Origin of the sequence: Nocardia cerradoensis NBRC 101014 (genome assembly GCF_000308535.1) — a bacterium.
In the GTDB taxonomy this organism is placed as follows: domain Bacteria; phylum Actinomycetota; class Actinomycetes; order Mycobacteriales; family Mycobacteriaceae; genus Nocardia; species Nocardia cerradoensis.
Window position 1 is genome coordinate 15461 of sequence record NZ_BAFW01000013.1, and the last position, 12272, is coordinate 27732.

General features: G+C 68.0%; 10 protein-coding genes. 3 read left to right on the plus strand and 7 right to left on the minus strand.

The window, feature by feature from the left end; genetic code table 11:
* Positions 1-52: 52 nt before the first annotated feature.
* Genes ON23_RS03045 through ON23_RS03065 form a run of 5 tightly spaced genes read right to left on the minus strand, consistent with a single transcriptional unit; the run spans position 53 to position 5627 of the window.
* Positions 53-1201: an acyl-CoA dehydrogenase family protein gene (locus ON23_RS03045; RefSeq protein WP_039776119.1), complete on the minus strand. Its 1149-nt coding sequence runs from the start codon at positions 1199-1201 to the stop codon at positions 53-55.
* 11 nt (positions 1202-1212) lie between these two features.
* On the minus strand, positions 1213-2400 hold the full coding sequence (locus tag ON23_RS03050; protein WP_039776121.1) for an acyl-CoA dehydrogenase: 1188 nt from the start codon (positions 2398-2400) through the stop codon (positions 1213-1215).
* Entirely contained in the window at positions 2397-4040 is a 1644-nt protein-coding gene (locus tag ON23_RS03055; protein ID WP_039776124.1) for a class I adenylate-forming enzyme family protein, read from the minus strand. The genes ON23_RS03050 and ON23_RS03055 overlap by 4 nt, the downstream gene beginning before the upstream one ends.
* A gap of 26 nt (positions 4041-4066) precedes the next feature.
* Positions 4067-4801, minus strand: a complete 735-nt coding sequence (locus ON23_RS03060) for an SDR family NAD(P)-dependent oxidoreductase (RefSeq protein WP_039776125.1) — start codon at positions 4799-4801, stop codon at positions 4067-4069.
* 13 nt (positions 4802-4814) lie between these two features.
* Positions 4815-5627: an enoyl-CoA hydratase/isomerase family protein gene (locus ON23_RS03065; RefSeq protein WP_039776127.1), complete on the minus strand. Its 813-nt coding sequence runs from the start codon at positions 5625-5627 to the stop codon at positions 4815-4817.
* A 200-nt stretch (positions 5628-5827) separates the two neighbouring features.
* On the opposite strand from ON23_RS03065, the gene ON23_RS03070 reads away from it, so the two are divergent.
* Both ON23_RS03070 and ON23_RS03075 read left to right on the plus strand, forming a co-directional pair.
* Positions 5828-6007, plus strand: coding sequence for a hypothetical protein (locus ON23_RS03070; protein WP_036497946.1), 180 nt, complete (start codon positions 5828-5830; stop codon positions 6005-6007).
* 120 nt (positions 6008-6127) lie between these two features.
* Positions 6128-6829 (plus strand): polyprenol monophosphomannose synthase, encoded by a 702-nt coding sequence (locus ON23_RS03075; RefSeq protein WP_039776167.1) that lies wholly within the window; start codon positions 6128-6130, stop codon positions 6827-6829.
* Between the two features lie 19 nt (positions 6830-6848).
* Here ON23_RS03075 and ON23_RS03080 read toward each other — a convergent pair whose 3' ends face one another.
* Together ON23_RS03080 and ON23_RS03085 are read right to left on the minus strand one after the other, a co-directional pair.
* Complete coding sequence (locus ON23_RS03080) at positions 6849-8297, minus strand: HAD-IB family hydrolase (protein WP_039776129.1); 1449 nt, start codon at positions 8295-8297, stop codon at positions 6849-6851.
* Positions 8294-10672, minus strand: a complete 2379-nt coding sequence (locus tag ON23_RS03085; protein WP_083903659.1) for a glycerol-3-phosphate 1-O-acyltransferase — start codon at positions 10670-10672, stop codon at positions 8294-8296. The genes ON23_RS03080 and ON23_RS03085 overlap by 4 nt, the downstream gene beginning before the upstream one ends.
* 297 nt (positions 10673-10969) lie before the next feature.
* Here ON23_RS03085 and ON23_RS03090 point away from each other — a divergent pair, with 297 nt between their 5' ends.
* Positions 10970-12226 carry a salicylate synthase gene (locus tag ON23_RS03090; RefSeq protein ID WP_083903664.1) on the plus strand — a complete coding sequence of 419 codons (1257 nt, stop codon included), beginning with the start codon at positions 10970-10972 and terminating at the stop codon, positions 12224-12226.
* Positions 12227-12272: the final 46 nt, after the last annotated feature.

Here is a 12272-nt window from a genome sequence, read left to right on the forward strand (position 1 = left end):
GCGCAGTCGAATGAACGACGGTTCACTCAACTCTAGAGTGGTCCACCGAGAATCAGATGCCCAGCTCCTTCGCGATGATGGTCTTCATGATCTCGGTGGTGCCGCCGTAGATGCTCTGAATTCGCGCGTCGACGAACGCCCGCGACACCGCGTATTCGCGCATATAGCCGTAGCCGCCGTGCAGTTGCAGGCAGCGGTCGGCCACCCGCATCTGCAATTCGGTGGTCCACCATTTCAGCCGGGCGGCGCGGGCCGCGGTGAGGCCGCCGGTGATGTGTTCGGCGAGGCAGTCGTCGAGGAAGGTCCGCGCGATATCGAGTTCGGTCGCCAACTCCGCGAGCACGAATTGCGTGTTCTGAAAACTCGCGACCGAGGTGCCGAAGGCCTTGCGTTCGCGCACGTAGTCCAGGGTCTGCGCGAGCACACCCTCGGCGGCCGCGACCGCGCCGACCGACAGCGACAGCCGCTCCTGCGGCAGATTCCGCACCAGCTGATAGAAGCCCTCGCCCTCCGCGCCGAGCCGATTCGCCACCGGCACCCGCATCTCGGTGAAGGTCAGTTCGCTGGTGTCCTGGGCGTGCAGGCCGATCTTCTCCAGGTTGCGGCCGCGGCCGAATCCCGGTGTGCCGGCCTCGACGACCAGCAGGGTCAGCCCCTTGTGCTTGTCCTCGCCGGTGCGGACCGCGACCACGAACAGATCACCGTTCTGCCCGTTCGAGATGAAGGTCTTACTGCCGTCGACCACGTAATGCTCGCCGTCGCGGACGGCGGTGGTGCGAATTCCGGTGAGGTCGCTGCCGGTACCCGGTTCGGTCATGGCGATCCCCAGGACGGTCTCGCCGGTGACGACGCCGGGCAGCCAGCGGGCCTTCTGCTCCTCGTCGGTGAGATCGGTCAGATAGGGCAGCACCACATCGTTCTGCAGGGAGAACGCGATACCCGCCGCGGCCGCACCCGCCCGCGTGATCTCCTCGATCACGATGGCGTGGTAGCGGAAATCCTCCACCCCCGGACCGCCGAAGCGCTCCGGGACCGGGAAGCCGAGCAGGCCCAGCTTGCCCGCCTCGGTGAACAACGATCGGTCCAGGCAGCCGGCCCGTTCCCAGTCCTCGTGGGCCGGTGTGACCGTCTGCCGAACGAAATCGCGTACCACGGAACGGAATTGGCGGTGTTCGGAGTCGTACTCCAGTCGTGCGTTCATGAGACCTCTTGTCAGCGGAAGGCGTTCTGGCCGGTGAAGGCCTGGCCGAGCACGAGTTGATGCATCTCCGGCGTCCCCTCGTAGGTGAGCACGGATTCGAGATTCACCATGTGCCGGATGACCGGATACTCGAGCGAAATACCGTTGCCGCCGAGGATGGTTCGCGCGGTGCGGCAGATCTCGATCGCCTCACGGGTGTTGTTGAGTTTGCCGAAACTCACCTGTTCGGGGCGCAGTCCCACCGAATCCTTGAGCCGGCCCAGATGCAGCGAAAGCAGCTGCCCCTTGTGCAGTTCGACGGCCATATCGGTGAGTTTGGCCTGGGTCAGCTGGAATCCGGCGATCGGTCGGCCGAACTGGTTGCGCTGCATCGAATAATCGCGAGCCGCCTGCCAGGCCGAGCGCGCCGCACCCATCGAACCCCAGATGATGCCGTAGCGCGCCTCGGACAGACTCGACAGCGGCGCCTTCACACCCCGGCCCTCGGGCATCATCGCCTCGGCGGGCAGGCGCACGTCGTCGAGGACCAGTTCGCTGGTGATCGAGGCACGCAGCGACAACTTGTGCTTGATGGTGTGTGCGCTGAATCCCGGGGTGTCGGTGGGCACGATGAACCCGCGGATGCCCTCGTCGGTATCGGCCCACACCACCGCGACATCGGCGATCGAGCCGTTGGTGATCCACATCTTGCGCCCGTTGAGAATCCAGTCGTCACCGTCGCGCTTGGCGCGCGTCCGCATGGCCGACGGATCGCTTCCGACATCCGGTTCGGTGAGGCCGAAGCAGCCGATGATCTCGCCCGCGGCCATCCCGGGCAGCCACCGCCGCTTCTGCTCCTCCGAACCGTTGTTCCAGATGGAGAACATGGCCAGCGAGCCCTGGACCGAGACCAGCGACCGGATACCGGAATCGCAGGCCTCGAGTTCGAGACAGGCCAAGCCGTAGTGCACGGCCGAGGCGCCGCTGCATCCGTATCCCTCGAGGTGCATGCCGAGCACACCGAGTCTGCCGAATTCGCGGGCCAGATCGCGCGCGCCGGGCAGGTCGCCGGCTTCGAACCAGTCGGCGATATGCGGGGTGACGTGTTCGGCGCAGAAGCCGCGCACACTGTCGCGCACGGCCCGCTCGTCCTCGGTCAGCAGCGAATCGAGGGCCAGCGGGTCGAGTGCGTCGAATGCGGGGGGACGTTTCGCGCTCATGCGGTTTCCTTGTCCGGATAGGTGAACAGGCCGGCCGCGGCATCGTCGCGGGCCTGTTCGGTGAGTTTGTAGTGCAACTTCTTGCCGGTGGCCGACACCGGCAGCGAATCGACGAAGCGGTAGGCGCGTGGACGCTTGAACGCCGAGAGCATGGGATGGGTGCGGCAGTGCCGATCCAGTTCGGCCACGCCCACTCCGGGCTCGGCGGCGACCACATAGGCCACCACCACCTGCCCCCAGCGCTCGTCGGGAATGCCCACCACCAGGCAGTCGTCTACGCCGGGATGTTCGTTGAGCGCCTCCTCGACCTGGACGGGATGGACGTTCTCGCCGCCGGACAGCAGCATGTCGTCCTTCCGTCCGACGATGGTGACGAATTCCTGCTCGTCCCAGGTGGCGAGGTCACCGATATACAACCAGCCGCGATGGAACTTGCGGGCCTCCTGTTCGGGCGAGTCGACATAGGCATTGGCGCCCTTCGGGGAGCGGACGATGACCTCGCCCACTTCCGTGCCGTCCTTGGCGACGGTCTCCTCCGGCTCGGCCAGCCGGTCGTCGAGCACCCGCACCACCGCCACGTCGTCGTCGATGCACGCGCGCCCGGCTGTCCCGGCCATGGCCGGCAGATCGGTCGGCCGCAGGAAGGTGTTCCAGAAACCTTCGGTACTGCCGTAACCGTTGAAGATGTTGGGATTCAACACCTTCTGATACCGCAGCGCCGCCTCGCGTTCCAGCGGGGCGCCCATCGTCACGATCCCGCGCAGGCTCGACAGATCGCGCCGCCTCGTCTCCTGCGCGTGGGCGAGCATGGCCAGATTGGTCGGCGCGCCGATGAGGAAGGTCAGCCCGTAGCGCTGCACGTGGTCCAGGGTGGTGTCGGCGTCGAAGGCGCGCATCGGCACCAGGGTCGAGCCCAGGTAGAACGTGGGATTCGGGCCGGCGCAATACAAACCGCCGCGGTGGAACCACGGGGTCATGTTGAGCGTCTTGTCCTCGGGCGACAACGGGAAATGCATGACGACGTCGTGCGCGCTGAAGATCTCCACCAGGCTGTTGAGCGGTACGCCCTTCGGCATCCCGGTGGTGCCGGAGGTGTAGAGGCGGGTGGTCTCGTCCCACACCGTGCGCTGGGTGTGGAGCGGCCGCGCCGTCGCGGCGAACAACTCGTCGAAGCGGACCGCGCCCGGCAGCGGCTCGCCCGGACCCGACGCCACCAGCAGTTCGGGCCGGAACGTGCTGCGCTCCAGTGCTTCTCGCACCATCGGCGTGAGATCGGTGTCGTAGACGAAGACCCGGGGGCGGTTCGACGCGAGGATGTAGGACGTCTCACCGGCGGCGAGCCGGAAGTTCATCGGCGAGCCGACGGCCCCGGCGGCCTGCGTCGCCAGATACAGCTCGGCGAACTCGACCCCGTTGAACAGCTGATACGCCACGACGTCGCCCGGCTCGACACCGGCGTCGGCGAGGCCGGTGGCCAACCGGTCGACCCGGTCGCCCAGGTCGGCGTAGGTGACGGTGGTCCCGGTCGCCGGATCCTCGATCGCCGGGTGGTGGGCGTAGCGGTGGACGTTGCGCCGGAAACCGTTGAGATAGGTGAAATCGTGTTCGAAGTACTGCCGGTAGGCGTGGGCGTCGTACATCTGGTCCTCCGAAGTCGGCTCGGCGCTCAGCCGGCCATGGTGAGTCCGCCGCTGACGCTGAGCACCTGACCGGTGATGAACGAGGCGTCGGGGGAGGCGAAGAACAGGGCCGGGGCGGCGACCTCCTCCGGCCGGGCGAGGCGGCGGAACGGGATCGCCTTGATCAGAGCCTGTTTCAACTTCTCGTCCTGGGCCTGGAACAGCGGCGTGTCGGTCGGGCCGGGGCAGACGCAGTTGACGGTGATCGAGTAGCGGGCCATCTCGCGCGCCAGCGATTTGGTCAGGGCGATCACGCCACCCTTGGCGCCGGCGTAGATGGTTTCGCCCGAGCTGCCGACGCGTCCGGCGTCGCTGGCCAGGTTGACCACCCGCCCGCCGCCGGCCTCGACCATGCCCGGCAGGAACGCGCTGCACATGTGCACCGGCCCCAGATAGTTGATCGCGACCACCTTCTGCGCGAATTCCGGTGTGGCATTGAGGAATGTGTCGGTGCGATCCCAGCCGGCGGCATTGACCAGGATGTTCGGCACACCGACCTCGGCGTGCACCTGATCGCGCAGGGCCTGCACCTGCGCGGCGTCGGCGATGTCGACCTTCATCGCGACGATGCGATCGGGTTGCTGTTCGGCGGTGCGCTTGGCGGCGTCGAGATCCAGATCGGCGGCCACGACCCGGTCGCCGCGCGCGGCCAGGGCCAGGGTGATCGCCCGGCCGATGCCCGAGCCGGCTCCGGTGACTACCGCAATGGTGTTGTCGCTCATGATGTTCGGCTCCTCACTTACCGGTGACCGCGCGGGCGGAGGGGAATTCGGGGGCGCGCTTCTCGCGCAGGGCGGTATAGCCCTCGATGACATCCGGGCCCATGAAGCAGAGCATTTCGTAGGCGGCGGACTGGTCGAAGATCGGACCGGCCTGCTTGAGCCAGTTGTTGAGTGCCTTCTTCGTCCACCGGATGGCCAGCTGGGAACCGCCGGCCAGTGTGTTCGCGACCGCCAGGGCGTCGTCGAGCACCTGTTCGCGCGGCACCGCGCTGGTGACCATGCCGATGCGCTCGGCCTCGGCGCCCACGACCATCTCGCCGGTCAGCAGGTAGTACTTGGCCTTGGCCATACCGGACAGCAGCGGCCAGAGGATCGCCGCGTGATCGCCGGCGGCCACGCCGAGCTTCACATGCCCGTCGCCCAGCTTGGCGTCCTCGGCGCAGATCGAGATATCCGAGAGCAGGGCCACCACGAGTCCCGCGCCGACCGCGACGCCGTTGATCGCGGCGACGACCGGCTTCTCGCAATTGATCATGTTGTAGACCAGGTCGCTCATCTCCTGCAGCATGTTCGCCACCCGCTCGTGGTTGCCGGCCATGCGCTCGACCATCGCCAGGTCACCGCCGGCGGAGAACGCCTTCCCGGCGCCGGTGATCACCGCGACCCGGGTCTCGGGATCGGTGGAGACATCCGTCCAGACCCGGGCCAGCTCGGCGTGCATCTGCTCGTCGGCGGCGTTGTATTTCTCCGGCCGGTCGATGGTGATCAGCAGGACGCCGTCGTCCAGGCGTTTGAACGTGAGCTGGGAGTAGGTCGAGAAATCCATTGCGCTTCCTTCTGCTCCGAAGAGTCGGCGAGCGGATCGCCGCCGCGATGAGTGAACTGGCATTTGTTGTGAATGAACGTACATTCAACGCGTAGGTGTGTCAAGGGCCACAGCCGCCGCTCGGTCGTAGCCGAGACAGTCCGACGTGCGGATTCGCCGGTTTCCTGACAGGCCGGGCGCCGGATGCGACGATGATCGGCATGGGCGATTCCGACGATCAGTGGTACTACTGCCTCAAACATCACCGCGCCGAACAGGGCAAGCGGTGCTGGTTCGCCGATCGGATGGGGCCGTATCCGGACCGCGCCACCGCCGAGCGGGCGCTCGAGATCGTGCGCGAACGCAATGCCCGCGAGGATGCCCGCGACGGGAGAGACTGAGCCGCTCGTGCCCTCTCAGGTGGGTGGGCTACGGTTCTCCAGAGCACGTCGTGCCCGGATCCGGGGGCGCGCAGTCAGGTCGAATCGAGTGGAGGGCGACTTGTGAAGGTGACCGTGGTGGTGCCGACCTACAACGAGCGGGAGAACCTGCCGGTGGCGGTGGAGCGGCTGACCGCGCTACCGGTTGCCGATCTGCATGTTCTCGTGGTCGACGACAACTCCCCGGACGGCACCGGCGAGGTCGCCGACAAACTGGCCGCCGAACTGCCGTCGGTGGTGGATGTGCTGCACCGCACCGAGAAGGACGGCCTCGGCCGCGCCTACATCGCCGGCATCACCGCGGCCCTCGACCAGGGCGCCGACGTGGTCATCCAGATGGACGCCGACCTCTCGCACCCGGCCGAGGTGATTCCGGCCATGCTGGAGAAGCTCGAGACCTCCGATGCCGGTGTGGTGCTGGGATCGCGCTACGTCGAAGGCGGCTCCACCGCGGCCGAGTGGAAGTGGTACCGCAAGGCGCTGTCGGCGTGGGCGAACTTCTACGTCAACGCCATCCTGCGGCTCGGCGTCAAGGACGCGACCGCGGGATTCAAGGCGTGGAAGGCGGATACGCTGCGCGCCATCGATGTGGCCTCCATCCACAGCAACGGCTACTCGTTCCAGGTCGAGATGAACTACCGCACGATCAAGCAGGGCATCTCGATCGCCGAGGTGCCGATCCGCTTCGAGGAGCGCACCAAGGGCGCGTCGAAGATGAGCCTGAAGGTGCAGCTGGAATCGGCACTGATGCCGTGGAAGCTGTTGTTCGGCCGCCGCGTCTGACGGCTGCGGCGTCCGGAGCTCAGGGCACCGCCTCCACCGCCGCGTCGACCGGCCAGTCTCGCAGCGTATCGACGAACAACTGCCGCACGCGCGCGATGTCGGCGTCCATATCCTGTGGATCCCAGCCGCTCACATCGATCGGTGCCAGCACCGCCACGTCCACCGTGCCCTTGCGCACGATCGCCGAATTCCGCCAGGCGATTTCGCCCGCGTTGCGGATGACGAGCGGAATGATCGGCACTCCGGCCTCGATCGCGATGTGGAAGGCGCCCTTCTTGAACGGGCCGATCCGCGGCGTCATCGAGCGCGTGCCCTCCGGCGCCACCACGAGCGAGAGTCCGCCGCGCAGGGTGTCCACAACCGGTTTCAGCGCCGCCTTCGCACCGGTGGTGTCGGAGCGATCGATGAAGGTCGCCTCGGCGAACCGCAGCAGCGGGCCGAAGACCGGGTTGGTGGTGACCTCCTTCTTCACCACCGCGGTGAATCCCGAGCGCAGCACCGCGGCCAGCACCACCATGTCGAACTGGCTCTGGTGATTGAACAGGAAGACCGCCGGACGCGGCTGCCGGGCATGCTCGGCGCCCACCACCCGCACCCGCACGCCGGTGGTGCGCAGGGTGGCGTCGGCGGCGGTGGCGATCATGGCGTCGGCCATCGCGCGGTGGCGGCGGGTGACCGCGCGGGAGGCGACCCCGAAGGCGGCGCCGCTCAGCAATCCGGTGAAACCTACCGCGGTACGGGCGAAGTCGGTGACACCCGCGGGATCCCGCGGTTTGAAGGTCAGGGTCGGCCAGTCGCGTTCACCGGCGGTCATCGACATCCGCGGACCGGGATTCACCGCGACCGGATGGCCGACCGTCTCCAGCAGCGGAACATCCGGGGCCGCATCGGCATAGGCGTAACTGTCCGCGGGATCGATATCGTGTTCGGCGGCGAAGCGGCGCACCGCCGCGGCCTTCTCGGTGCGCCACAGCGGTTTTCCCTCGGTGAAGCCGGTGAGCACCCCGTCGGCGGTGGCCATCGCGGTGTAGAGCACATGGTCCACTCCGAGTTCGCGGGCCACCGGCAGCACCTGGAAACGGGTGAGGCTGGTGACGATCACCACCGTATGCCCGGCCGCCTCGTGCTCCCGGATCAGTTGCCACGCTTCGGGATACACGTGCCCGTACACGGTGCTGCGGAACAGCTGTTCGCCGAGTTCGGTCAGCTCCTGTTCGGAACGGCCCACCCATACCCGGGCGACGCGCTGCAGGAAGCGCTCGTACTCGCCCTCGGTCCGGGAACCGCGAATGCTGTACAGCAGGGTGTCGGTGAGGGCCCGGCGCGAGTCGCGTCCGCGCAGCAGGCGCAGCGGTGCGGCGGCGGGCGCGAAGCCCGCGACCACCGTTCCGCCGAAGTCGAAGACGGCCGCTACCCGCGGGCCCTGTGGCCCGGTCCGGATGGCGGAAATCGCTTCGGAAAGGTTCACACTGTCCCCTGCGGTGCGCGATTGGACGGGTCGAGGGCGGCGGCGCGGGAGATGCGGGCGCCGATGGTGCGCAGCTCGTCGGCCAGCTCGCGGCGACGCTGCGCGAGGTCCGGGGTGCCGGGATCGAGCAGGCCGTGGTTCTCCGCGAGTTTCAACGCGCTGGAGAACAATTCCGACGATACCGACTCGGTGCTGTGCAGCCGCTGCTGCAGCAGCATCTGGCGTCCGACGGCCAGGCATTCGTCGATGAACTGTTTGCGGTCCAGCGGTGCGGCCGGATCGGCGGCGGCCAGGCGCTCGGCCACCACGAGCTGGGCATCGAAGAACGAGCGCACCACGCGGTGCGCCATGATGAATCCCGAATCGGCCAGCGCGCAGACCAGTTCCGCGGCACTTTCGCGCTGCTCCCACTCGCGGTCCAGCAGCAGCATTTCCGCGCTCATCGCGGCCGCGAATTCGATCCGGTCGGGGAAGAAGAACTCGAATTTGAGCAGGTCGCGCAGCCGGTAGGCGGCATCCCAGATGACCTCGATCCCGGGTGCGGCGCCGGCCTGCTGGTCGGCGACCTCCAGAATCGCCAATTCCAGAATCGCGCGGTTCACGAACCAGTGCACGGCGCTGTTGCGATAGAACGCGGCTTCCAGATGGGCGCCCGCCTCGATCGAATACACCGGTTCCAGCCCGCCCCGGTACACCGTCACCACCTTGGCCAGCGACAGCTGTTCCAGAACCACCGCCAGACCCTGATCGTCGTTCAGCGTATCCAGCTCGCCGGTCGGCAGCGCGCGGCGTGAGATGTACCCGCAGACCGGCTCCAGCGTCCGACGCACCTCGCCGAGGGTGAGCGCGCGCTCGTGCACACCGAGCAGGGTCAGCGTCACCAGCGCGTTGACCGTGACCGGCGTGACCGCGTTGATGCCGACCGCCACCTCGAAGGCCAAGCGCTGCACGGCTTTGCGCTGGCGGTCCGCCACTTCCTCCGGTTCCGGGGCCAGGGATTCCGCGATCGGCTGCATCGGATCGCCGTGGGCGGCCAGCCGGTCGCGCGCCGACAGCGGCGCGCCGAAGCGGACGTAGACCCGCCCGGCGGAGTGCTGCTGGCTGCGGATGTAGCGGGCCAGCCAGGTCAGCCCCTCGGGTTTCTTGGCGCCGCCGACCTGTTCGGTCGCAATGGATCCCAGTTCGTTGAGCCGCTCGTAGGTGATCGACACCGGAACCAGCATCACATCGTCGATACGCCGCGAACGGATGGCCGAGGCCAGATAGTTCAGCAGTCCGAACCGGGGCGGGCGCAACTTCCCGGTACGGGTGCGCCCACCCTCGAAGTACCACTCCAGATTGAAGCGTTTGGCGAGCAGATAGGCGAAGTACTCCTCGACCACGGCCTTGTAGATCTCGTCGTCGCCGAAGCTGCGGCGAATGAAGACGGTGCCGGTGCGGCGCGCGATCGGCCCCATCGGCCAGAAGCTGAGATTGGCCCCGCCGATCACGTGGTTGGGTGGAAAGTCGTTGCGCGCCAACGCGTCGCCGAGGACGAACGCGTCCACGTAGGAACGGTGCGAGGGCAGGAACACCAGCGGGTAGTTGCGATTGAGCCGCCGCAGCGCGGCCAGCCCGGACCGGTCGCAGTCGATCTTCCAGGCCGAGGCGTGCACCGGCCGCATCGCCTGGGTGAACAGATCCGAGATCAACCGGCTCTGCGCGGCGACGAGTTCCCGCAGCGCCTTCTCGGCCCGCCGGTACACCTCCCGGGGTTCGGTACCGGTTTCGGTGGCGATGGCGTCGAGGCGGCGCAGGAAGTCGGGGGAGTCGAGAATCTCCTCGACCACCATCCGGGGGACCTTGTAGCGGTCGCCGATCACCGATCGTTCGGCCCGTTCGAGCGCCACCGTGCCCGCGCGGACGATCGCCCGCGCGAACGGTTCCGAACTTTCCGCGGCCCCGGGGTTGTTCGCGCGCAGATCGCTGAGCCGGGCGGGCTGCCCGGTGAGGATGAGATGCCGGTCGGGCGCCTTGTTCACCAGCCGGCGCTGCAGCAGCCGGTGCGGCCGGCGCGGATCGCTCAGCAGCGCCAGATCGGCGAAGGTGGTGCGCCGCACCCCGTCTCGTTCGGGCGGCAGCCACAGCACCCGGATGGGGATCACGATGGGATCGTCGCGGCGGCCGACGAGCCGGGCGGCGATGGCGGTGGCGTCCAGGTCGATCTGCGTGACGGGAGCGTCGATGCCGAGTTCGGCGGCGATCCCGCCCTCGGCGAGCCAGCCGCCGATCAGTTCGCGTTCCACCGGCGACACCGCATCGACCAGGGCGACCGCCGAGCGTGGCAGATCCTTCGCGGTACTCGGAGCCGGATTGCCGGCGGCGTGATCGATCATGGCGGGCCCCTCCTCGACGGCGCTCCACCATTCAAGCTCGCGGAAGCGGATTCGCGCAGGAAGTTGGCCACGACGCTCGGAAAGCGAGTCCGATGTGTGCTCCGGCACAATACCGGGAAGGCCAGGTAATGCTAACCTCACCTCTTGTAGTTAGGTAAGCATAACCTTGGAGGAACGGTGTCGACCACGGACGAGCGGGTGCGAAACGGTTACGGGGACGGTCCGGGGGCGACAGGACAGCTGGCACCGGGGACGGAGGTGACGGGCACGGCGCCGGCGATCGCACCCGCCGACGCCATGGCGGCACTCGCCGCGGCCGACCGCTTCGGCGAGTACGTCGGGTACGAGGGCCCCGACGGCTGGGTGTTCGCCGCCGATCCGATCGGCAGCATCGAATTGGATTCCGGCGAACTGCGTGTCGAATGGGAGGGCCGGGCCACCGTCGAGCCGTGGCAGGGGCGTCCGGCCGCGGTGATCGACGCGGCGCTGGCCGCGCTCCCGCTGCAGGGACGCAACGCCTACGGCTGGATCGGATTCGAATTCTGCGCCTGGGCGCTGGGCGCCGACGCGCACGTACCGGCCCGAACCACTTTGGCGCATCTGATGATTCCGCGCATCGAGGTGCGCATCGACGCCTCCGGTGTGCGGGTGTCCGGTGCGACGCCCCGCGAGACCGCGGAGATCCACGAACTGATCGCGCAGGCGAGTGCGCAACCTCCGGCCCCGGCGCGGCCGGTGGATGTCACCATCGACCCCACCGACTACCGCGGCCGGGTCGCCGAGGCGGTCGACGAGATCCGGGCCGGGCGATATCAGAAGGTGATCCTGTCGCGGAAGGTGGATCTGCCCTTCCCCGTGGACGTTCCGCAGACCTATCGGCTCGGGCGCGCCAACAACACGCCCGCGCGTTCGTTCCTGTTGCGGCTGGGCGGCCTGGAGGCGGCCGGATTCAGCCCCGAACTGGTGGCCTCGGTCGACCGGCACCGGGTGGTGACCACCGAGCCGCTGGCCGGCACCCGCGCCTTCGGCCGTGGCGAGACGGCCGACGCCGCCGCCCGCGAAGAACTGGTCGGTGATCCGAAGGAAATCGTCGAGCACGCCATCTCGGTGCAGACCTCGTTCGGCGAGATCGCCGCGGTGGCCGAGCCGGGCAGTACCGCCGTCTCCGATTTCATGGCGGTGCGTGAACGCGGCAGCGTGCAACATCTGGCCTCCACCGTGCGCGGCACCCTCGCCGGGGACAAGAGTGCCTGGGATGCGCTGGAAATGCTGTTCCCGTCGGTGACCGCTTCGGGCATCCCCAAGCGCACCGGCGTGGACGCGGTGTTCCGCCTCGACCACGACGCCCGTGGCCTGTATTCCGGTGCGGTGGTGACCGTTTCGGCCGACGGTGCGCTGGAGGCGACGTTGGTGCTGCGGGCTATCTATCAGACCACGGAGGGCGCGTGGTTGCGCGCCGGAGCCGGCATCGTCTCGCAGTCGCGCCCGGAGCGCGAATTCACCGAGACCTGCGAAAAGCTGGGCAGCGTAGCGCCGTACGTCGTCGAAGCCTGACGCGGGGGAACGTGGACCGAGCCCGGCGGGAGTTCCCGCCGGGCTT